We start from the raw sequence: 21,099 nt of genomic DNA on the forward strand, positions 1-21,099 counted from the left end.
CGCGCCGCGCGCGTCCGTCCGCGGCGGGGGGCGTGCCGCGGCCTCCACCCGCGCGCCCCCCCGGCCGCGGCGCGGGGCCCCCCCCCGCCGCGCCCCCCCGGGGCCGCCCGATCAGCGCACCCAGCACACCCCCGGCGGCCGGTAGAACCGCCCGGGCCTGGGTAGTTGATGGAGGACGGACAACCATCCGTGCACAAGGCGCCCCGCCTCCGGGGCGTCCCCTGCGTCCGAACTCACAAGGAGACCAGCAGCGATGAGCACCCCCGAGGTACGCCCGGCCGACCCCGCCGGCGACGGCGGTGACCACGAGTTCCGCAACTACGTGGAGATCGTCCTCGACGGACTGTCGGACGAACCGGGGCAGGAGGTGCTGGTCAGCGGCGAACGCCGACTCGGGGCCGCGGAGTTCCGCTCCCTCGTCTACCGGCTCGCCCGCGCCCTGCGCGAGCGGGGCGTGGAGCGCGGCCGCACGGTGACCCTGCTGTGCGGGAACATCCCGGAGACCGTCGCGGTCCGCTACGCGGTCAACCTCCTGGGTGCGCACTTCAACCACCTGTACATCCGGCTGGGCACCGACGTCCAGGCCCGGATCATGGCCGACGTCGAGACCTACGCCTTCATCGTCGACCCCCGCCTCGCGGAGCGCGGCGCGGCCCTCGCCGCGGCCGTGCCGGTCAAGCACGTCCTCGTCCTCGGCGAGAACGACGAGGCGGCGCCGGAGCTGGGCGAGGACCTCCTCGCGCTGGCCGCGGGCCGGTCGGACGCGCCGCTGGCCAGTGCCGCCCGGCCGGAGGACCTGTGCTTCATCCGCCACTCCGGCGGCACCACCGGCCACCCCAAGGGCATCCGCAGCAGCTTCGCCCGCATGCAGGGCAACTGGCTCGCCGCGCTGATCACCGGGGAGCGGCGGCGGGACCTGGTGTGCACGCCGCTGTCACACGCGGCCGGCTTCATCGCCGACGGCACCCTCGCCACCGGCGGCACCGTCGTCCTCCACTACGCCTTCGACCCCGGCGAGGTGCTGGCCACCCTCGCCCGCGAACGCATCACCGACGTCTTCCTGCTGCCCCCGCTGCTCTACCAGGTGCTGGACCACCCCGACGCGGCGGCCACCGACATCTCCGCCCTCCGCCAGATCACCTACGGGGGCACGCCCTCCTCGCCGGTGCGCATGGCCGAGGCGGTCCGCCGCTTCGGCCGGGTCTTCCAGCAGGCCTACGGCCAGTTCGAGGCCGGGATCGTCAGCGTGCTGCCCGCCGACGAGCACGACCCCTACCGCCTCGACCTGCTGCGCACGGCCGGCCGTCCGGTCGACGGCGTCGAGGTGGAGATCCGCGACGAGGCCGGCGAGGCGCTCCCGGTCGGCGAGGTCGGGGAGATCTGCGTCCGGTCCGAGAACGCGATGGAGGGCTACTGGAAGAACCCGGAGCTCACCGCCGAGGTGCTGCGGGACGGCTGGGTGCACACCGGCGACCTCGGCCGGCTCGACGAGCACGGCTACCTCGCCGTCGTCGACCGGATCAAGGACATGATCGCCGTCGTCGGCGGCCACGTGTACACCACCGAGCTGGAGGACTTCCTGCACACCCACCCGGGCGTGCGGCAGTGCGCCGTCTACGGGGTACGCGGCGAGGGCGGCCACGAACGCATCCACGTCACCGTGGTGCCCGTCCCCGGGGTGGCGGTCACGGCGCGGGAGCTGCGGGCCGCGGTGCTCGACGGCCGCGGCGAGATGTACGTGCCCGACGTCGTCGACTTCACGGACGCGCTGCCCCTCACCGACACCGGCAAGCCGGACAAGAAGGAGCTCCGGAGCCGGGCCACGCCCGCGGCCTCGTAGCCGCCCGTGACCGCCGGTGCCGGGGCGGCCCGGCACCGGCGGGGTGAGACTGGTCGGGGGACGGAGGCGAGCGGCTACGGCGTCGCCCGCCCGGCGGCATAGGTTTGTCCTCCGTCCCCGTCCGCACCGCCCGAGGAGACCCCCATGGCCGACCAGTCCCCCGACCACTCCCCCGAGCACCTGCTCGCCGCCATCGAGCTCGCCGCCTCCGCCCGGGCGCACGGCAACCACCCCTTCGGCGCGCTGCTCACCGGCCCCGACGGGAAGGTCCTGCTCACCGCCGAGAACACCGTCCTGACCGACCACGACGTGACCGCCCACGCCGAGATCAACCTGGTCCGGCAGGCCTCCCGCACCCTGGCCCCGCACCAGCTCGCCGACGCCGTGCTCTACTCCAGCACCGAGCCGTGCGCGATGTGCGCCGGGGCGATCCACTGGAGCGGCATCCGCCGGGTCGTCTACGCGCTCGCCGCGACCGAACTGAACGCGATCGCGGGCGTGGACCCGGACGAGCCGGTGCTCGACCTGCCGTGCCGCGCGGTCTTCGCGGCCGGCGGCAGCACGGTGGAGGCGTCGGGGCCGTTCCTCTTCGAGGAGGCCTCCGCGGTGCACGTCGGCTACTGGGGGTAGCGGCGGCCACGCCCCCCACCCACCCGGGAGGACCGGACATGACCGCACGGATCGCCTACCGGCGGATCTACGAGGAACCCTCGCCGCAGGACGGCCGGCGGGTCCTGGTGGACCGGATCTGGCCGCGCGGCATGACGAAGGCGGACGCCCGCCTGGACGAGTGGCTGCGCGACGTCGCCCCCTCGACGGAACTGCGCACCTGGTACGGCCACGACCCGGAGCGCTTCGCCGAGTTCCGCCGCCGCTACCTCGCCGAGCTGCGCGACGCCGGGCACCGGGAGGCCGCCGGCCACCTGCGGGAACTCGCCGCCCAGGACGCGCTCACCCTGCTGACCGCCACCAGGGACGTCGACCACAGCCAGGCCGCCGTGCTGGCCGGATGGCTGGCGGAGCCCGGGCCCTGAGCTGCGCCCTGACCCGCGCTCTGACCCGCGCCCTGCCGCGCGCCCCCGGTCAGCGGTGCGCCTCGATGAAGCCGCTCACCGTCCGCACGTACTCGGCCGGGTGGGTGACGTGCGGGGTGTGGCCGGCCCCGGTCAGGGCCCGGACCTGCGCCCGGGGCAGCGCCCGCGCCAGCCGGGCGACGATCGCGGGGAACCAGGGCGGGCTCTCGGTGCCCACGGTGAGCAGGGACGGGCCCGGGTACGCGGACAGCCCGGCGAGGTCGAGCAGCGGCCAGCCCGGGTCCTGCTGTTCGTCGAGGAAGGTGGGGGCGTTGGTGAGGAGGGTGTCCCGGACCTCCAGCGGCAGCCGCTCCCACGTCCCCGGCCCGAAGGCGACCTCGTCCACGAACTGCCGCGCGCCCTCGCGGGTCTCGCCCGCGCGCAGGTGCGCCAGCACGGAGTCGATCCGCCGCTCCACCGCCCGCATCACGGGCAGCAGGTCCGGCTCCGGGGGCACGATCGCCATCAGCGGCGGCTCGTGGGCGATGAGCGTACGGAACAGCTCGGGGCGGCGGACGGCCAGGCCCAGGGCCGTCGAGGCGCCGAAGGAGTTGCCCGCGATGTGCGCCGGCGCCAGGTCGAGGGCCTGCACGAGGGCGGCGAGGTCGTCCTCGTCCTCCGTCCGGGAGCCGGGCCCGGGCGGGCGTTCGCTCCGGCTGTGCCCGCGCCGGTCGTAGACCAGGACGCGGTAGCGCTCGGCCAGGGGCGGCCGGACGAGGTCCCAGTGGGTGTGGTCGGCCCAGGAGCCGTGCACCAGGACGAGCGGATCGCCCACCCCCGTCAGCTCGTAGTGGAGGTCGACGCCGTTCACCCGGACCTTCGGCATGGTCCCGCTCCTCACCACTGGGATCCGCCCCCCGCTCCATTCAGTCATCGCGCCGCACCGACGGCAACCAGGTGGCCACGGCTCATCCGGGTGAGGGCCCGCGAGCCGGGGGCGGCGGGCGGGTGCGCGGGTGCGACCGTCGGTCGCATGCCCGTACTGCTCCCCCTGCTCCTGGTGTGCGCCGCCGTCGCGTCGGCGGTCGGACCGGCCCCGGACGCCGCCCCGGCGGCCTTCGACACCGCGCCCGCGCGGGCCGCGCTCGGGCGGCTGCTGCCCGGGCGTGCCGCCCAGTTCGAGCTGACGGCCGGGGCCCGGCCGGCCGACGGCGCCGACGCCTTCACCGTGTCCGGCACGGCGGGCGCGATCCGGGTGCGGGGCACCTCCCCGGCCACCCTGCTGGCGGGCGTCGGCTGGTACCTGCGCACCGTCGCCCACGCCGACATCGGCCTACCGGGCGACAGCACCGCGACGCTCCCGCCGGTGCTGCCGCCGGTGCCCGCCGCCCACACCGGCTCCGCCGTCGTCCCGCACCGCTACGCGCTCAACGACACCGACGCCGGCTACTCCGGGGCCTACCGCGGCTTCGCCGAGTACCAGCACGAGATCGACGTGCTCGCGCTGCACGGCTTCGACGAGGTGCTGGTCACCGTCGGCGCCGAGCAGCCCTACCACCGGGCGCTCCAGCGGTTCGGCTACTCCTCGGCCGAGCTGCGCGCCTGGATCCCGGCGCCCGCGCACCAGCCCTGGTGGCTGCTGCAGAACATGTCCGGCTTCGGCGGCCCTACTACACCGCCCAGCGCGAGGTGTTCGGCGACAGCGCGATGTACAAGATGGACCCCCTGCACGAGGGCGGCACCGCGGGCGGCGTCGACGTCCCCGCCGCGGCCGGCGCGATCCAGCGCGCGCTGCTGACCGCCCACCCCGGCGCGGTCTGGGCCGTCCTCGGCTGGGAGCACAATCCGACGGCCGCGCTGCTCGCCGGGGTGGACCGCCGCCGGATGCTGATCGTCGACGGCCTCTCCGACCGCTACGACGGCCTGGACCGCGAGGGCGACTGGAACGGCACCCCGTACGCCTTCGGCACCATCCCCAACTTCGGCGGCAAGACCACCTTCGGCGCCAACACCGGCGTCTGGACCGGCCGCTTCCACCGGTGGCGCACCGCGCCCGGCAGCGCGCTGAGCGGCATCGCCTTCATGCCCGAGGGCACCGGCAGCGACCCGGCGGCGCTCGCGCTCTTCGCCGACCTCGCCTGGTCGCCCGCCGAGATCGACCGGGCCGCCTGGTTCACCGCGTACGCGACCGCCCGCTACGGCGGCGCCGACACCGGTGCGGCGGCGGCCTGGGCACAGCTGCGCGACGGCCCGTACGGCATGCCGTCCGACGGTTGGAGCGAGCCGCAGGACGGGCTGTTCACCGCGCGCCCCTCGCTGACCGCCGCCACCTCCGGGTCCTGGTCGCCGCCGAGGACGCGCTTCGACCCGGCCACGGTGCGCGCGGCCCTGGACGGCCTGCTGCGGGCCGCACCGGAACGGCGCGGCACCGACGCCTACCGCTTCGACCTGGTCAACCTCGCCCGGCAGGCCCTCGCCGACGAGAGCCGCCGCCTGCTGCCGCTGATCGAACGGGCCTACACAGGAGGGGACTTGGGGGCGTTCCGCTCGCTGGTGGGCCGGTGGACCGCCGCCGAGGCCGAGCTGGAACGGGTGACGGCGACGGACTCCCGCTTCCTGGTCGGCAGTTGGCTCGCCCGGGTGCCGGACTGGGCCGCGGCCCCCGCCGAACGGGACCGGCTCCGGTACGACGCCCGCTCGCTCCTCACCACCTGGGGCGGCACCCGCGCCGAGTCGGAGGACGGCGGCCTGCACGACTACGCCGCCCGCGAGTGGTCCGGCCTCGTCTCGGGCCTCTACGCGAAGCGCTGGGCGGCCTACTTCGCCTCCCTGGACGACGCCCTGACCCAGCACACCCGGCCGGTGCCGGTCGACTTCTTCGCCCTGGACGACGCCTGGGCGCACTCCACCGCCCCTGATCCGACCACCCCGGTCGGCGACCCGGTCGAGGCGGCGGCCGCCGTCGCCGCGAACCACCCTATGGTTGGCCCAAGTCGGCCCCCGGCCCCGGCACCTGCGGGTACCGTGCGGGCACGGGCCACGGCCGGGAGCGAGGGGCGGGAATGAGCGGGAGCGAAGCGGCACCGAACCCCCCGGCCGGGCCGGACCGGCCGGAGAGACGGCGGGTGCTGCGGCTCGCCGCCGCGCCCCTGGCCGCGTCGCTGGCGACGGCGCTCGGTGCCTGCGGCGGGCCGGCCGCCGGACCGTCCCCGGACCCGTCGGCCTCCACCGGGTCGCCGACGCCCCGGCCGAGCAGCGCGAGCCCCACCCCGGCCGGCCCGGCCGACTGGGCCGCGCTCGCCAAGGACCTCGGCGGCGCCGTCATCGGCCCGCAGGACGCCCGCTACCAGGACGCGAGCCGGCTCTACCAGCCGCAGTTCGACGACCTCCACCCCGCCGGGATCGTCTACCCGGCCTCCGCCCAGGACGTCGCCACCTGCCTGGCCTTCGCCCGCCGCCACGCCGTCCCGGTCGCGGTGCGCAGCGGCGGCCACAGCTACGCGGGCTGGTCCTCGGGCAGCGGGATGGTGCTGGACGTCGGCGCGATGGCGGGGGTCAGCGGTTCGGGCGGCCCGGCGACGGGCGGCTCGGCGACGGTCGGGGCGGGCGCGCGGCTGATCGACGTGTACGCCGGGCTGGCGGCCGACGGCGTGACCGTCCCGGCCGGTTCCTGCCCGAGCGTCGGCGTGGCCGGGCTGGCCCTGGGCGGCGGCATCGGCGTCACCTGCCGGGCGTACGGGCTGACCTGCGACAACCTGACCGGCGCAGAGGTCGTGACGGCGGACGGCCGGATCCGGCAGGTGGCGGCGGGCGCCGACGCCGACCTGTTCTGGGCGCTGCGCGGCGGTGGCGGCGGCAACTTCGGCGTGGTCACCTCCTTCACCTTCCGCACCCACCCGGCGGTGAGCTGCGCGTACGGCTTCCTCTCCTGGCCGTGGTCGGCCGCCGGGTCGGTGGTCGCGGCCTGGCAGGCCTGGGTGGCCGGCGCACCGGACGAGCTCTGGGCCAACCTCCACCTGGACACCTGGCCGGACGGCAGGCTGCGCCTCACCAGCACCGTCAACCTGCTCGGTTCGCAGGGTGAACTCGCCGACCTGGTCGACCGCTTGGCCGTCGCGCCGGCCACCGCCTCGCTGCACACCGCGCCGTTCCTGGACACCATGAAGGAGATGGGCGGGGTGGCCGGCTGGTCGGAGGCCGCCGCCCACCTGCCGGGCAGTCTGCCGGGCCGGAACCCCGACGGCCGGCTGACCAGGGTGTCGTACGCGGCCCGGTCCGACTTCTACACCCGGCCGATCGGCGCAGCCGGGATCGCGGCCCTGGTGGCCGCCGTGGACCGGTACGCGCGGACGACGCCGCAGGGCGGCAGCGCCTCGGTCGCCTTCGACGCGCTGGGCGGCGCCGTCGGCCGGGTGGCCCCCGGGGACACCGCCTTCGTCCACCGCGGCGCCCTGTTCGCGGCCCAGTACATCGCCAACTATCCGTCTCCCGGCGCCGGTTCGGGGCCCGGGGTGGAGCAGTCCCAGGCCTGGCTGGAGGACGTCTGGAGCGCCATGCGCCCGTACGCGAGCGGCGAGGCGTACCAGAACTACCCCGACCCGCGGCTGACCGACTGGGCGCAGGCGTACTACGGCGGCAACCTCGACCGGCTACGACGGGTGAAGCGCGCCTACGACCCGGACGGCCTCTTCACCTTCCCCCAGGCCGTCACCCCGGCGTGATCCGGCCGCGCCCCGGGCGGACCGTGGCGAGCAGCACCAGGGCGGCGGCCTGGACGGCGGCCACGGTGACGACCAGCGCCGGGACGGACACCGCGGAGAGCGCGCCGGTGAGCGCCCCGCCGGCCAGCGTGGCGAGGCCGACCACGGCGGCGAACACCCCGTAGGCGGTCGCCCGGCGCGGCGCGGGGACGAGGTCGGCGACCACCGCCCGCAGGGTCGACTCCTGGACACCCAGCGCGGCACCCCACAACAGCGCGCCGGCCGCGGCGGGCGCCACCGCGTCGGCGAAGCCCAGCGGGGGCACGGCCGCGGCCAGCACGGGCAGCGCCACCAGGGTGCGCGGGCCGATCCGGTCGTACAGCCAGCCGGTGACCAGGCTCGCCAGCGCGCCGGCGAGCATCGTCCCGGCGTACAGCACCGGTACGGCGGAGGCGGTGAGCAGGTGGTGCCGGACGAGGTGGAAGGAGAGCACGCCGTAGGTGGTGAAGCCGGTCATGGTGGCCGCGGTGAACGCCGCGTACGCCCAGAAGGCGCGGGGCAGCGGTGGGCGGACGGGCGCCGGGGACGGGGACGGGGACGGAACTGAGGCTCGGGCAGGGGCTTGGGGCACCGGGGGTCGGGCGGGCCGCGCCGACTCGTAGCGGGACGGGTCGGGCACCCGGGAGCGCAGCCACCACAGCAGGCCGAGGGCCGCCACGCCCGGGGCGGCCAGCACGCCGAGCGCGGGCCCGTAGCCGCCGGTGGCCGCGAGCACGGCGGCCACGATGAGCGGGCCGATCACCGCGCCGACCTGGTCGAGGGCCTCGTGGACGGCGAAGCCCCGGCCCCGGCCGGTGGCGGCGGTGGCGTGCGAGAGCAGGGTGTCCTTGGCCGGTGAGCGGACCGCCTTGCCGACCCGCTCGGCGATCACCAGGGTGCAGGCCGCCCCCAGCGAGCCCGCCACGCCGAGCAGCGGCACGGCGGCGACGGTGAGCGCGTAGCCGCCGATCGCCAGCGCCCAGAACCGGCCGGTGCGGTCGGCGAGCGGCCCGGACAGCAGGCGCGGGACCAGCGCCGCCGCCTCCCCCGCGCCGGTCACCACGCCGACCAGCGTCGCCGAGGCACCGAGCGAGGCCAGCAGCGGGCCGGTGACGGAACGGGCGCCCTCGTAGACGAAGTCCGCGAGCAGGCTGACGATGCCGAACCACACCACGAACCGCCACGGCCGCATGCCCGCGCCGTCGCCGTCCCTGTCGCCGGTCTGTTTGGCCGCCCGCCGGGCCGCTGGATCGTTACCCACAACGCCTCCACGATCGCCACGAGGACCGGCGCAGGGCTCCGCGCGGCTCAGCCGAAGCCGTGCCTGCGGGGCGCCGTGACGTCAAGAGTGTCCCGCAGCATCGCGAGCGCCGCGCCGAGCGGGCTGGACCGGCCGCCGCTCACCGTGATGTCCCCGGCCTCGGGGCAGCCGTAGACGACCGCCTTCTCCGGGCCGGTCAGCGCGTACAGCGGGTCGCCCGGCGCGGTCGGCTCCAGGCGGACCTCGACCACCAGCGGGCGGTCCGCGCTCGCACTCGCACCGCCCGCAGCCGGCGCCCCTCGGCGGCCGCGGCCAGCGCCGCCGCGCCCGTCCCGGCGTCCACCGCCACCGCGTCGACGCGCACGGCCGACGGGTCCCAGCCCCACAGCAGGGCCGCGAGCAGCCGCACCTTGGTGGCGGCGTCGGCGCCCGAGAGGTCGGCCGAGGGATCGGCCTCGGCGATGCCGAGCCGCTGGGCCTCGCCGACCGCCCGGTCGAGGGAGTCGCCCGCGGCCAGGCGGTCGAGCACGAAGGTGGCCGTCCCGTTGGGGCAGGCCCGGACCGTCCGGCAGCCGAGGCCCCGCACCCCCGTGCGCGCCAGGTCGGCCGTCGGGAGGGCGGCTCCGGTGGCCCCGGAGATCCTGATCAGGCTGCCGCCGGCCCGGGCGGCCGCGCCGAGTTCACGCCAGTGGCCGAGCAGGTGGCTCTTGGTGGCGGTGACGACGTGGACACCGCGGCCGAGCGCCAGGACGGCCTCATCGGCGGCCTGTTGCCGCAGCTGCGGGGAGGACGGCAGCGCCTGGACCAGCACCCGCGCACCGGTCCGGTCGAGGGTCCGCGCCAGCGGGCCCGGCGGAGCCCACTCGGCCCGGGGCGGGACCGGGCCGCCGTCCCGCAACTCCACCTCCGCCGACCCGACCCGGACGGCCGCCAGCCTCGGCCGGACGCCGTGGTCGCGGGCGAGCTCGTCCGCGTGCGTCAGCAACCGCTCGGCGAAGGCGCGGCCGACCGGGCCGAAGCCCGAGAGGACGACCGCCGGGTCGTCGTCCGAACGCACGACCGCCGGGTCGTCGCCCGGCGCGGCCGGGGGCACGGGCCCGGCAACTGGTGAGGACATCCGGGCAGGATACCCCCGGGGCCGTCGGGCACTCGGCGCCCTGCCCGGCCGGGCCGGCGCGCGGCCGCGCCCGCCGTCCGGGTGGCGCCGACTCTCGGCTTCGGCACCGGCGGTGAGCATCCGTCCGCCGCCCGCTCCGGACCGGGAACCGGAGGCGGACCAGGTGGAACCATCCCACCGGGTCCGGCCCGGTGGCCGAGCAGGGTGTCCCGGGGTTGCATGGGGTGACCGAGCCCCGAGACCGTGGAGGTCACCGTGTACGAGATGTGGGCCGAGCACGACCCGGCGGTGTCGCCGCCCGCCGTGGTGTGGCACGTGGTCGCTAAGGACGACGCGTCGGCATCGCTGTGCGGGCGGTTCCTGGAGCCGTCCCAGCGCGTACTGCCGCCCGGCGACGGCTCGCCGGTGCCGGACCGGTACTGCGACCCCTGCCTGGTGACCGTCCGTGAGGCGATCGCGGCCGGCGGGCGCTGACGGTCGGAGGGCGCTGGCCCCCGGAGCGGCGCGCCGGGCGGGGCCTGGGGCTCGGGGACGGTGGTCGACGGCCGGGGCGCAGGGTCGGCGGCGGCCGAGGCGCGGGTTCGGCGGCGGCCGAATGCCGTCAAGCCCGCACGAATCGGAACCCGTGACGAACCCGCAGGTCGGAGCGGTGATCCGGAGCCGCTGACCCCGGTGCGCGGGCCGTCCGGGGACCGCTACCATCTCCACTCGTCGCACACCCGTTCACCATGCAACAACCGCGCGCCGCTCATGTCGTCGCGCCCAGGGGGAGGACCATCGCATGGGCGCGCCCCAGCGTTCTGCTGCCATGAGCACGTCAACAAGAGCCGCCACCGCCGTGGCCCTGCTCATCGGCTTCTACCTGCTCGCCCTCGGCATCGTCGCGGGCCTGATCGCCCTCGACGTCGCCCTGTACCAGGCCTCCGGCCAGTTCCGCCCGGGGCTGGTCAAGCTCTGGGCGCTGAGCGCCGCCGTCGCCTACCCCGTCGTCCGGGTGGTGTTCCTGACCCGGCGTCGCAAGGACGACGGCGAACTGCCCGGCGTGCTCCTCACCCGCGAGCGGCAGCCCGAGATCTGGGCGATGGTCGACCGGATCTCCGAGCGCACCGGCGTCCGCGGCCCGGCCGAGATCCGCCTCGTGCCCGAGGTCAACGCGGGCGTCATGGAGGAGAGCAGGCTGCTCGGCCTCGTCCCCGGCAAGCGCCACCTGGTGATCGGCGCCCCGCTGCTGATCGGCCTCACCGAGGGCGAGCTGGAGTCCGTGCTGGCGCACGAGTTCGGCCACTACAGCAACCGGGACGTCCGGCTCGCCGCCGTCACCGTCGCCGGCCGCCGCGCCGTCCTGCACACCATCGGCGGACTGCACCACCGCGCCGACCAGCACCAGGCCCAGGAGGCCGTCAAGCTCGCCGCCAAGGCAGAGAAGCGGCTGGCCAAGGGCCGCAAGCCCTCCGCGGAACAGGCCGGCGGCGGCGTGGACCGAGTGCTCGCCAAGCTGTTCACCGGCTACGCCAAGCTCTACTTCCGGGTCTCCGAGGCGGTCGGCCGCCGCCAGGAGTACGCGGCCGACCAGGTCGCCGCCCAGCTCGCGGGCCGGGACGCCACCGCCGCCGCCCTGCGCCGGATCCCGGCGCTGGAGGCCGCCCAGAACTTCTACCTCAACCGCTACGCCACCATCGGCTGGGACGCCGGACTGCTCCCGCCGCCCGGCCAGGTCTACGGCGGCCTCCAGCACCTGCTGAGCGACCCGAAGCGCCGCGCCGAACTCGCCGAGCACGCCCTCGAACTGCCCGAGGAGCAGCCCGACCCGTACGACTCCCACCCGCCGATCCACCTGCGGGTCGCCGCGATCGAGGCGCTGCCCGACGACGGCCGCGGCCCCGGCGCCGCCGGCCCCGCCCTGGCGCTGCTGCACGACTCGGAGCGGGTGCTCGCCGAGCTGGAGGTCGTCTCGCTCGTCCCGGAGGCCTCCGGCAAGCACCGGGCCGACTGGCCCGAGCTGGTCCGTACGGCCATGCTGGCGCGCGCCCGCGAGGCCGCCGAGGACGCCCGCCAGGCGCTCACCGGGCTGGGCCTGCCGCCCACCGCCCACGGGCTGCTCGACGGCATCGACGCCGGGCGTGCCTGGGAGTTCACCGACCGGCTGCCCAAGAGCGAGCAGGCCGCCGCGGCCACCGGCCGGGCCGCCCGGGAGTTCGCCCGACCGGCGCTGCGCGAGGAACTGGCGCACGCCACCGTCGTCGCCCTGGCCGAGGCCGGGCTCGCCGGCTGGGAGCTCTCCTGGGGCGGGCCGGCCGAACTCCGGCTGCCGGACGGCTTCGCGGACGGTTTCGACGCGGCCCTGGACGCCGCCTGCGCGGACGACCCGGACACCGCCCCGCTGCGGGCGCTGCTCGCGGGGGCCGGGCTGCCGACCGCCGCCGCTGTGTGATCAGTGTGATCGGTCGGATCGATCACACCGATCCGACCGGTCGTCGCCGCACCCGTCCACGCCCGGACTGGTCCGCACCCGTCCACGCCCGGACTCGTCCGCACCAGTCAACGCCCACACCGCACCACCGGAGGAACACCCTTTGCTCGGCATCATCGTGCTGTCCGTCGTCGGCCTCGCCCTGCTGTTCCCGGTCGTCATGACCCGGCTGGCCAAGCGCAAGCTGGCCCAGCTCGAACGGGCCAAGGCCACCATCGCCCGGCACGAGGCACGACAGGCGGAGGAGGCCCGGGCGAAGAACACCATCGTCCCGGCCGACCACGGGCTGCTGCTCGGCAGCGAACTGCTCCTGGACGACCGGCCCGAGGACGAGGAGGCCGCCGTCCTCGCCGCCGCCAAGGCCGGTGACTGGCGGACCGCCGCCACCTACCTCGCCGCCGACGCCACCGCCGACGTCCGCTGGCGGCGGCAGCGCCAACTGGCCGAGCTGGCCGCCGAGGACGACGCCTGGCTGCGCGCCTGGCGCGCCGAGCGGCCGCAGGACCCGGCCGCCGCACTGCTGCACGCGGACGCCCTGGTCTACCTGGCCTGGAACATCCGCAGCAGCGCCCGCGCGACCGACGTCAGCCGCGAGCAGTTCGCGGGCTTCCACCGCGTCCTGGCCGAGGCCGAGGAGGCCGCCGTCGCGGCCGCCGCGCTCGCCCCCGAGGACGACCCCAACCCGTGGGTCGCGCAGATCCCCATCGCCATGGGCCTCGGCTGGTCCAACGACCGCTTCCGGCAGCTGTGGGCCGAGTTGGTCGCGCGCGACCCGCGGCACTGGGCGGCGCACACCCGGGCGCTGCAGTACTGGTGCGCCAAGTGGCGCGGCAGCCACGAGCTGATGCACGGGTTCATCGACGGGGCGATCGCCGCCGCCCCGGCCGGCAGCCTGCTCGCCCCGATCAAGCTGGAGGCCTACTTCGAGCAGTTCGCCAAGGACGGCGAGAAGCTCACCGCCTGGCAGCGCCCCGAGGTCGGTGCCGCCCTGGACGCCGCGCTCGCCGACCTCGCGGCGGCCGACCCCGGCCACCCCCGGATCCGGTACGCCCACGGCTGGCTCGCGTACGCGCTGACCCGGGCCGGGCGGCCGACCGAGGCGCTGGCCCAGTTCCAGGCGCTGGGCCGGTACATCCCGCAGCCGTTCACCAACTTCAACGACCCTCGGCAGTCGTTCATCGACCTGCGGGTCGCCGCCGTCCAGGGCGCGGTCGCGGCGGCGGAGCAGCAGCCGGCCTGACCGGGCGCTCCCGCCGGGGTCAGGGGGTCGGGGTCAGGGGGCCTGGAACCGGGTGACGCTGGTGACCCGGCAGCTGACCTTGTCCTTCACCGCGGTCGCCCCGCGTGCCTTGAGCGAGGCGCTCTGACCCGCGGCCAGGTTGTCGGTCGCGGCGGGGGCCTCCGCCACCCGGGTGCCGGAGGCGTCCACGAACTCCACCTGGACGAGGTAGTTCGACGACTTGTCGGTGTGGTTGGTGACCTTGAGGGCCGCCGACGGCCAGTGGATCGCGCCGTCCACCTCGCACGCCGAGATCTCGACGTCCTTGGTCGCGTCACCGCCGGCCCCGGCCGGGGCGGCGGTCGGAGCGGCGGTCGGGGCGGCGGTCGCCGGCGCCGCCTGGGTACCACCCGGTGCCGGACCAGCCACCGTCGTGGCCGGGACGGGGGCACCCGTACTCGTGGTCGTGGTGACCGGAGTCGGGTCGCAGGCGGCGACGCCGAGTACGGCGGTGGCGGCGGCGAGCAGGGCGAGGGCGGTGCGTCGCATGGTCCCCCCTGGGACGTGGTGCGGACAGTGCGGGAACCGTATCGACGCATGCCCGCCGGCGTGGGCGGTACGGCGCTTCCGTGACCGCTCCGGAACGCACCCGCCGCTCTCCACCCGCACCGTTCAGCTCACCAACCCCTGCTGCACACCCGGCAGTTCACTTCCCGTCGACACAACCGACACCACCACCCACCACCCCGAAGGGGACCCCATGCGGCACCACCGCGCCCTGCTCGCCGGCACCGTCCTGTCGGCGGTGCTGATCACCGGCTGCGACTCCACCACCCGAGCCGCCGAGCGCCCCACGACCACTCCGGCAACCGCCACCGCCACCACCGCCGCCACCGCGGCCACCTCCGCTGCCGCGCCGACGGCCGCCACCGCAGCCGCGAGTGCCGGGACGGCGCCCGCCGACCTGCCCGACGGATACGACGCGACCCGGGACGCCGAGGCCGATGTGAAGGCCGCCCTGGCCCGCTCCGCCGGGGACCAGCGCCCGGTCCTGCTCGGCTTCGGGGCCAACTGGTGCCCCGACCGCAAGGTGCTGGACAAGCTGTTCCGCTCCCCGCAGGTCACCCCGCTGCTGCGGGACGACTACCGGGTCGTCGCGGTGGACGTCGGCCGCTTCGACCACAACCTCGACCTCGCCGCCCGGTACGTCGACCTCCGGAGCAGCGGCATCCCCGCCCTGGTGGTGCTCTCCCCCGACGGCACCGTGCGCACCGCCAGCAACGACGGGGCGTTCTCCAACGCCCGCGCCATGAGCGCCGGCACGGTCGCCACCTTCCTCAAGCGCTGGGCGCAGGCATGACGGTGACCCGACGGGCGGCCGGCGCGGTCGCCGCACTCCTGGTCCTCGGGGCGGCCGGCTGCGCCGCCGACCCGGCCCCGGCCGCCGCCCCCATCGCCAGCTACCGTGGCGGCGGGGTCACCGTCTCCCTCCGGCTCGCCCCCGGCGACGACGGCCACCTGGTCCTCGCCGCCACCTTCACCCCCGACGAGGCGGGCTTCCACCTCTACAGCGTCGACCTGCCCGCCGACGGCATCGACGGCCTCGGCCTGCCCACCCGGCTGGCCGTGCGCGGCGGGCTGACGCCGGACGGCGCCGTCCGGGCCGACCGCCCGCTGCGCACCGTCAGCCCCCTGGACCTCGGGGTGCAGCTGCCCGTCTACCCGGACGGCGCGGTCACCGTCGCGCTCCCGGCCCGCCGGACCGCGACCGGGCCGAGCGAAGCCGTCGTCAGCTTCGGCGCGTGCAGCGAACAGCGCTGCCTGATCCCCGTCACCGACCAGGTCGTCCCGCTCGGCGCGGTCGGCTGACGAACCGATCGCCGAACCGTCGCACCGCCCGCATCCGGCACGTTGGGCCTCTTGCGCGTCAGTCCGACAGCCAGTGCAGCTCGTGCGCCAGGGTTCTGGCGGCGGTACGGACGCGGCGGTGCAGCGGCAACTGCTCGCGCGGGAGGACCAGGTGGAACGTCAGGCCGGGCGCGCCCCGCAGCGGTCGCCAGGTCAGACCGGCCGGTTGTGCCGTGGCCGCGGCTTCTCCGGCCGGGGCGAGGGTGACCCCGTCGCGCAGGTCGCGCTGGGACATGTCGAAGGAGACGGCGAGCGTGTGGAACCGGGGGTGCGGTCGGGTGTCCCGGAACACCGCGGACAGCTGATCGTGGACCACGGGGTTGGCCGCACGGTCCGGGAGTCGCAGCGGATACGCGGCCGCGTCGGCGATCTCGATCTCCGGGTGTCCGGCCAGCGGATGGTGCTGCGCCAGCTGGACCCCGATGCGCGCACGCCGCAGCAGCAACCTGCGTACGCCTCGGCCCGGTTGCTCACCGCGGGTGATCCCGGCATCGATGCGGCCGTCGGCGACCGCGGGGGAGATCTCCGGTGTCGCCATCGGGACCGCTCGGACGTCGAGTCCGCTGTTGTCGCGCATCAGCCTGTCCACCAGGGCCGGTGTCGTCTCGGCCCCGGTGCTGAGGCTGTATCCGATGCGCAGCGTGCCCAGTTCACCGGCCGCCGCGCTCCGGGCGGTGTCCCATGCCCGGTCCAGCGCCGCCAGCGCGGGCGGCGCGGACTCCGCCAGCGCCGCACCGGCCGTGGTCAGTACGACGCTGCGCGTGCTGCGGACCAGCAGGGCCGTACCGAGTTCCTTCTCCAACCGGCGCATCCGGGCGCTGAGTGCGGGCTGGGCGATGCCGATCCGTGCGGCTGCCCGGGTGAAGTTCAACTCCTGTGCCAGCACCAGGAAGTAGCGCAGGCTCACGGTGTCCGGCGCCACGTGCCCTCCCCCCCCGATTGATAACGATCCGTTCTGAGCCTAGCCCGTACCGGTCTTTCCCTCGGCCGCACGTCAAGCCCTAGCCTGCGCATGCCGGGATCGACCGATCCGGGTGTCGATGCGGAGCCGGACGTGTCCGGCCGAACGCAGGAGGTTCTCCGTGGCCAAGGGCTACTGGGTCAGTGTCTACCCCGCGATGTCCGACCCTGAGGGGCTGACCGCCTACGACGAGCTGGCCGGTCCGGCTGTCCGGGCCGGGGGCGGGCGCCTCCTGTCCCGTGGCAGTCGAGTCGTCGCCCGCGAGGCCGGAATCACCCAACGCGTCGTGCTGATCGAGTTCGACAGCTTCGAACAGGCCGTCGCGGCCTACGAGAGCGCGGCGTACCGGAAGGCGCTGCTGGCCCTCCCCGACGGCTTCGAGCGCGACTTCCGCATCACCGAAGGCCTCGACTGACCGACGGGAGGCCCTCGACCGGTGGCGCACCGACGCCGAGCACCGAGCGGCGCAGCAGCGCGGCCGGGCGCAGTGGTACCAGAGCTACTCGCTGCACGTGGCAAGGGTCGAGCACAGCCACGGGTTCGCCCGCGCGGAGGGGTGACAGCGGAGCAGTGACAGCTGTCATGCCGGATCGGTGACGGAGCGACCTGCCGCACGGGGGTCGTGGTCGGCCAGGCTGACGCTGCAAGGAACGAACGGCCGGGAAGGCAGGCGGGGAGAGGGTGCGCAGCATGAAGGTGTTGGTGGCCGGGGCCGGGATCGGGGGGCTCTGTCTGGCCCAGGGGCTGGTCCGGGCCGGGATCGACGTGCGGGTGTTCGAGCGGGAGGGCGCGGCGGACAGCCGGTACCAGGGGTTCCGGATCGGGCTGGACGAGCCCGGACTGGCCGCGCTGCGGGAGTGCCTGCCGCCCCGGCTGCACGGCCTGCTGACGGCGGTGACCGGACCGCTCGCCGGCGAACGGCGCGTGGTGGACGAGCAGTTGGCGGAGCTGCGGCGGCTCGGCCCGACCGGCGGGGGAACCGCCGCCGACCGGCACGTGCTGCGGCAGCTGCTGCTGGCGGGGCTCGGGGACCGGGTGGAGTTCGGGCGGGCGGTCGTCGGGTACCGGGAGCGGGCGGACGGCCGGGTGGAGGCACGGTTCGCGGACGGCACCGGCGTGCTGGGCGACCTGCTGGTCGGGGCGGACGGCGTGGGCTCGGCCGTACGGCAGCAGCTGCTGCCCGGGGCCGAGGTCGCCACCGTACCGGGCGGCGCGCTGCTGGGGCGCACCCCGATGACCGAACGGCTCGCCGCGCTCGTACCGGGGGCCGGCACCCTGGTCCAGGGGCCCGGGGCGAGCCTGCTGATCGGCCGGATGGACTTCCGCCGCCCGCCCCGGCTCGCGGCGGCCGAACTGGCACCGGAGGTGGAACTGCCGGACACCGGAAGCTACCTGCGCTGGGTGGTGATGCTGCCCGAGCCGCTCACGGGCCCCGCGCCGACGGATTGGGCGCAGGTGCGCGACCGACTGCTCGTCCTGGTCCGCGACTGGCACCCGGACCTGGTCGAGCTGGTCCGGCGGTCCGACGTCGGCAACAGCTCACCACTGACGTTCCGCTACTCCGAGCTGGTACCCCACTGGGGCACCGGGCCGGTCACCCTGCTCGGCGACGCGATCCACCCCATGCCGCCCAGCGCCGGCCAGGGCGCCAACCTCGCGTTCCGCGACGCCGCCCTGCTCTGCCGCTCGCTCACCGCCGTCCACCGCGGCGAGGCCGAACTGCCCTCCGCCGTCCAGGAGTACGAACTGCTGATGCTCGACCGGGGCTTCACCGCGGTCGCCGCCGGCCTGGCCCGACTCCCGGACTTCACCCCGTCGCGCTAGGCACCGGCTACGGGCGGCCCCGTTCGGCGATGGCTCCGGCGACCGTGGCCAGGTGGTGGGAGGTCTCCCAGGCACGGCGCTGGCCGGGGTTGCCGGGGCCGGTCACGAGGTCGAGGGCCCGGCGGCGGATCTCCTCTCCGCCCCAGGAGGCGTCGGGGCGGGTGGCGCCCCAGACCTCGGCCCGGGTGAGTTGACGGCACAGCCGGAGGGCTTCCAGGCCCGTCGCGTCGACCGCCCGGACGACGTGCCAGTGGCGGCCGCCGGTGTAGCGCAGGTTGGCGGGCGCGGCCCGGACCTCGGCGGGTTCCGGCGGGTCGGGGTGGGTGACGCCGTGGTCGCCGAAGTCGGGCGGCGGGCCGGCCGCCCCGCGGGCGACGTGCTCCCAGAGGTCCAGCTCGTGACGGCGCAGGGCGGTCAGGACGTACGGCCGGACCCGGCGCAGACTCGGCGGGAACGCCCCCGCTGCCAGCGCGATGTGGCGCCAGGGGTGTGCGCGGGCCCAGCCGAGGACGGCGAGCGCGCGTGGCACCAGGGCGGTGACCGCGTCGGGGCCGGGCAGGTAGCCGGCGTCGAGCAGCAGGTCGGTGTCCTGCGGGGTGAGCGCCACGGCGGCCAGGGCGGCGCGCACGTCCTCGGTCAGGTCACCCGGGCCGCCGGGCAGGCGGTGCAGGTCGATCCGCAGGCAGCCGCCGGCGCCGTGGGCCCGCTGGGCCCGGCGGATCTCGTCGAGGGAGCCGACCGGGTCGGTGGTGCGGAAGGCGGGGATGAGCGTCTGGAGCCACTGCTCGAAGTGCTCGCTGAGCCACCGCATGGCGTGGCCGCGGTAGCCGGTCCCGACCGCGCCCTGCTGCCAGAGCTGACCGCAGTCGACGGTGACGGTCAGCCGGGCGGGGAGGTGGTCGCCCGCGTGGCGGGCGAAGGTCTGCACGACATCGGCCAGGCGCCGGTCGGGGTGGACTTCGAGCAACGGGCGGATGCGCGCCTGCACGTGGGCGCCGATGTGGCCCAGGGCGATGAACTCGCCCGCCTTGCCGCGCAGGATCGGTACGTACTCCATCGGCCCCCCGCTGACGGTCGTGCGTGCGCGGTGCGTCGCTGTCGCTCCGTCAGTGTGCGGTGCACGACGCCGCCCCACCAGGGCGCGTACCGGGCGCACTCGCCCCCGGTACGCGCCTCGGTGCGCCCTGCGTCAGCGTGCGAGGAGGCGGTCGCCGTCCTGGGTGCGGAGGAGGTCGCAGAGGGCGCGCAGGCCGGATTCGGCCTGGGCGATCTGGGGGTCGGTGATGTGGACGGAGGGTTCGATCCGCAGGGTGGTCGTCGCGCTGGCGGTCGGGAAGACCCGCAGGGCGTGGGCGTGGAGGAGGTAGCCGGCGGCGGCGTAGCCGAGGACGCCGGCCCGGGAGAGTTCGCGCAGGGCCGGGGAGGTGGAGTCGCCCTGGTCGCGCAGTTCCAGGCCGAGCATCAGGCCGCGGCCTCGGACGTCGGCGACGACGTCCTTGAAGTCGTCGCGGATGCCCTCCAGTCGGGCCAGGATCCGTTCGCCGCGTTCGGCGGCCTGCCGGTAGCGGGCGCCGCCGTCGGCCTCCAGCAGGTCCAGGGTGCGGGCGGCGATCAGGGTGGAGAAGGCGTCCTTGGCGAAGGTGGAGCTGTGCAGCAGCTCGAAACCGGGCCGGTGGCGGCGGTGGTGCACCAGCATGACCGCGGCCTTGGCGAGGCCGCCGCCGAGGCTCTTGGCGAGCACGTAGTAGTCGCCGCGCAGCCCGATGGCGGAGCTCGCCAGGAAGCTGCCGGTGCGGCCCATGCCGCTCTGCACCTCGTCCACCACGATCGGGCAGTCCGCCTCGGCGCAGATCCGCTGGAGCTCGCGCGCGTACCCGGCGGTGAGCGGCCGGACCCCGCCCTCGCCCTGGACGGGTTCCAGTACCAGGGCGCACAGCCGGGGCAGCCGGTGCTCGGCCAGGTCCACGGTGCCGTCGGAGACGGTGAGGCCCAGGGCCGTGCGGTGTTCCTCGGCGATCGCCGCGGCGAGGGCGGCCGGGTCCTCGGCGGGGACGAACCGGCAGGGGGCGGCCAGGGCCCGGAAGGGCTCCCGGACGACCGGGTTGTGGGTGAGCTGGACGCTGCCGACGAGCTTGCCGTGGAAGCCGCCGGTCAGGGCGAGCAGCACGGGCGGCTCCTCGGCCCGCGCCCGGTTGGCGGCGGTGAGGGCGGCGGCCAGGGACTCGAAGTCCCCGCCGTCGGCGAGCCGCCGGGCGGCCGCGGAGAGGACGGCGCCGTCCCGGACGGCCCGGCGAGCCCGGTCGGTCTCCTCGTCGATCCGGGCGAGCAGCTCGGCCGCCTTGAGCCCGCGGTCGAGTTCGGCGTGCTTGACGGCGGCCTCGACCGCCTCGGCGCCGCTGTTGGCGAAGACGGCGGTGTACGGGCCCGGGTCGCCGGTGTCGCGGTGGAGGATCTCGTTGAGCCGCCGGGCGACGGTCTCGGCGTACGGGTGCAGCGAGAACTGGGCGTGCACCGGTACCCGCGCGCTCAGCAACTCCTGGGCGAGGGCGAGGATCTCGGGGTGGTTGTGGCCGAGGATCGTCGCGCCGAAGCCGCCGACGAGGTCGAGCACGGGGAGTTCGCGGCCGTCGTCGCCGCGCCGGTAGAGGGTGTCGCCCTCGGCGCGGACGTACTCGACGGCCAGGCCCAGGGACTCCAGTTGGGCGCGGAGGAAGGGTTCGGCCAGACCGGTGGTGGTCATCGCGGTG

The 21,099-nt window shown here is 76.0% G+C and carries 21 protein-coding genes; 13 read left to right on the forward strand and 8 right to left on the reverse strand.

Features of this window, described 5'->3' with window-relative positions; translation table 11 throughout:
- Positions 1–253 precede the first annotated feature (253 nt).
- The 3 genes from ACFWXO_RS04895 to ACFWXO_RS04905 all read left to right on the forward strand — a co-directional run bounded on the left by ACFWXO_RS04895 (position 254) and on the right by ACFWXO_RS04905 (position 2,874).
- Complete coding sequence (locus ACFWXO_RS04895; RefSeq protein ID WP_380522289.1) at positions 254–1,840, forward strand: AMP-binding protein; 1,587 nt, start codon at positions 254–256, stop codon at positions 1,838–1,840.
- Between the two features lie 144 nt (positions 1,841–1,984).
- Positions 1,985–2,470 (forward strand): nucleoside deaminase, encoded by a 486-nt coding sequence (locus tag ACFWXO_RS04900; protein WP_380522291.1) that lies wholly within the window; start codon positions 1,985–1,987, stop codon positions 2,468–2,470.
- Between the two features lie 38 nt (positions 2,471–2,508).
- Complete coding sequence (locus ACFWXO_RS04905; protein WP_380522294.1) at positions 2,509–2,874, forward strand: DUF488 domain-containing protein; 366 nt, start codon at positions 2,509–2,511, stop codon at positions 2,872–2,874.
- 49 nt (positions 2,875–2,923) lie between these two features.
- Here the strand turns inward: ACFWXO_RS04905 and ACFWXO_RS04910 are convergent, their stop codons facing one another.
- Positions 2,924–3,739 carry an alpha/beta fold hydrolase gene (locus tag ACFWXO_RS04910; RefSeq protein WP_380522296.1) on the reverse strand — a complete coding sequence of 272 codons (816 nt, stop codon included), beginning with the start codon at positions 3,737–3,739 and terminating at the stop codon, positions 2,924–2,926.
- Positions 3,740–3,886: 147 nt separating this feature from the next.
- Between ACFWXO_RS04910 and ACFWXO_RS04915 the strand changes: the two genes are divergently transcribed.
- Genes ACFWXO_RS04915 through ACFWXO_RS04925 form a run of 3 tightly spaced genes read left to right on the forward strand, consistent with a single transcriptional unit; the run spans position 3,887 to position 7,574 of the window.
- Positions 3,887–4,651: an alpha-N-acetylglucosaminidase TIM-barrel domain-containing protein gene (locus ACFWXO_RS04915; RefSeq protein WP_380522298.1), complete on the forward strand. Its 765-nt coding sequence runs from the start codon at positions 3,887–3,889 to the stop codon at positions 4,649–4,651.
- Positions 4,561–5,919 carry an alpha-N-acetylglucosaminidase C-terminal domain-containing protein gene (locus ACFWXO_RS04920; protein WP_380522340.1) on the forward strand — a complete coding sequence of 453 codons (1,359 nt, stop codon included), beginning with the start codon at positions 4,561–4,563 and terminating at the stop codon, positions 5,917–5,919. The genes ACFWXO_RS04915 and ACFWXO_RS04920 overlap by 91 nt, the downstream gene beginning before the upstream one ends.
- Positions 5,916–7,574, forward strand: coding sequence for an FAD-binding oxidoreductase (locus ACFWXO_RS04925; protein ID WP_380522300.1), 1,659 nt, complete (start codon positions 5,916–5,918; stop codon positions 7,572–7,574). The genes ACFWXO_RS04920 and ACFWXO_RS04925 overlap by 4 nt, the downstream gene beginning before the upstream one ends.
- On the opposite strand, the gene ACFWXO_RS04930 is transcribed toward ACFWXO_RS04925, so the two are convergent.
- Genes ACFWXO_RS04930 through ACFWXO_RS04940 form a run of 3 tightly spaced genes read right to left on the reverse strand, consistent with a single transcriptional unit; the run spans position 7,561 to position 9,970 of the window.
- On the reverse strand, positions 7,561–8,853 hold the full coding sequence (locus ACFWXO_RS04930; protein WP_380522302.1) for an MFS transporter: 1,293 nt from the start codon (positions 8,851–8,853) through the stop codon (positions 7,561–7,563). The genes ACFWXO_RS04925 and ACFWXO_RS04930 overlap by 14 nt on opposite strands.
- 47 nt (positions 8,854–8,900) lie before the next feature.
- Positions 8,901–9,104 carry a hypothetical protein gene (locus tag ACFWXO_RS04935; protein WP_380522305.1) on the reverse strand — a complete coding sequence of 68 codons (204 nt, stop codon included), beginning with the start codon at positions 9,102–9,104 and terminating at the stop codon, positions 8,901–8,903.
- On the reverse strand, positions 9,050–9,970 hold the full coding sequence (locus ACFWXO_RS04940) for a homoserine dehydrogenase (protein WP_380522307.1): 921 nt from the start codon (positions 9,968–9,970) through the stop codon (positions 9,050–9,052). Before ACFWXO_RS04940 ends, ACFWXO_RS04935 begins: the two co-directional genes overlap by 55 nt.
- A gap of 243 nt (positions 9,971–10,213) precedes the next feature.
- On the opposite strand from ACFWXO_RS04940, the gene ACFWXO_RS04945 reads away from it, so the two are divergent.
- The 3 genes from ACFWXO_RS04945 (at position 10,214) to ACFWXO_RS04955 (ending at position 13,680) form a co-directional block, all read left to right on the forward strand.
- Complete coding sequence (locus ACFWXO_RS04945; protein WP_380400019.1) at positions 10,214–10,444, forward strand: hypothetical protein; 231 nt, start codon at positions 10,214–10,216, stop codon at positions 10,442–10,444.
- 334 nt (positions 10,445–10,778) lie between these two features.
- On the forward strand, positions 10,779–12,401 hold the full coding sequence (locus ACFWXO_RS04950) for a M48 family metalloprotease (RefSeq protein WP_380522310.1): 1,623 nt from the start codon (positions 10,779–10,781) through the stop codon (positions 12,399–12,401).
- 142 nt (positions 12,402–12,543) lie between these two features.
- A complete protein-coding gene (locus tag ACFWXO_RS04955; protein WP_380522313.1) occupies positions 12,544–13,680 on the forward strand; it encodes a hypothetical protein in 1,137 nt (378 codons plus the stop codon).
- Positions 13,681–13,713: 33 nt separating this feature from the next.
- Here ACFWXO_RS04955 and ACFWXO_RS04960 read toward each other — a convergent pair whose 3' ends face one another.
- Entirely contained in the window at positions 13,714–14,208 is a 495-nt protein-coding gene (locus tag ACFWXO_RS04960; protein ID WP_380522315.1) for an FxLYD domain-containing protein, read from the reverse strand.
- A 211-nt stretch (positions 14,209–14,419) separates the two neighbouring features.
- On the opposite strand from ACFWXO_RS04960, the gene ACFWXO_RS04965 reads away from it, so the two are divergent.
- Together ACFWXO_RS04965 and ACFWXO_RS04970 are read left to right on the forward strand one after the other, a co-directional pair.
- Positions 14,420–15,019 (forward strand): thioredoxin family protein, encoded by a 600-nt coding sequence (locus ACFWXO_RS04965; protein WP_380522317.1) that lies wholly within the window; start codon positions 14,420–14,422, stop codon positions 15,017–15,019.
- Entirely contained in the window at positions 15,016–15,528 is a 513-nt protein-coding gene (locus tag ACFWXO_RS04970; protein WP_380522319.1) for a hypothetical protein, read from the forward strand. Before ACFWXO_RS04965 ends, ACFWXO_RS04970 begins: the two co-directional genes overlap by 4 nt.
- Before the next feature lie 58 nt (positions 15,529–15,586).
- Here ACFWXO_RS04970 and ACFWXO_RS04975 read toward each other — a convergent pair whose 3' ends face one another.
- Positions 15,587–16,489, reverse strand: coding sequence for a LysR family transcriptional regulator (locus ACFWXO_RS04975; RefSeq protein ID WP_380522321.1), 903 nt, complete (start codon positions 16,487–16,489; stop codon positions 15,587–15,589).
- A 160-nt stretch (positions 16,490–16,649) separates the two neighbouring features.
- Between ACFWXO_RS04975 and ACFWXO_RS04980 the strand changes: the two genes are divergently transcribed.
- Both ACFWXO_RS04980 and ACFWXO_RS04985 read left to right on the forward strand, forming a co-directional pair.
- Positions 16,650–16,943, forward strand: coding sequence for a DUF1330 domain-containing protein (locus ACFWXO_RS04980; protein WP_380522323.1), 294 nt, complete (start codon positions 16,650–16,652; stop codon positions 16,941–16,943).
- A 275-nt stretch (positions 16,944–17,218) separates the two neighbouring features.
- On the forward strand, positions 17,219–18,352 hold the full coding sequence (locus ACFWXO_RS04985) for an FAD-dependent oxidoreductase (RefSeq protein WP_380522325.1): 1,134 nt from the start codon (positions 17,219–17,221) through the stop codon (positions 18,350–18,352).
- A 7-nt stretch (positions 18,353–18,359) separates the two neighbouring features.
- Here ACFWXO_RS04985 and ACFWXO_RS04990 read toward each other — a convergent pair whose 3' ends face one another.
- Together ACFWXO_RS04990 and ACFWXO_RS04995 are read right to left on the reverse strand one after the other, a co-directional pair.
- A complete protein-coding gene (locus ACFWXO_RS04990) occupies positions 18,360–19,409 on the reverse strand; it encodes a hypothetical protein (RefSeq protein WP_380522327.1) in 1,050 nt (349 codons plus the stop codon).
- Between the two features lie 132 nt (positions 19,410–19,541).
- Positions 19,542–21,092, reverse strand: a complete 1,551-nt coding sequence (locus ACFWXO_RS04995; protein ID WP_380522329.1) for an aspartate aminotransferase family protein — start codon at positions 21,090–21,092, stop codon at positions 19,542–19,544.
- Positions 21,093–21,099: the final 7 nt, after the last annotated feature.

Origin of the sequence: Kitasatospora sp. NPDC059088, from assembly GCF_042738155.1 — a bacterium.
Lineage (GTDB): Bacteria > Actinomycetota > Actinomycetes > Streptomycetales > Streptomycetaceae > Kitasatospora.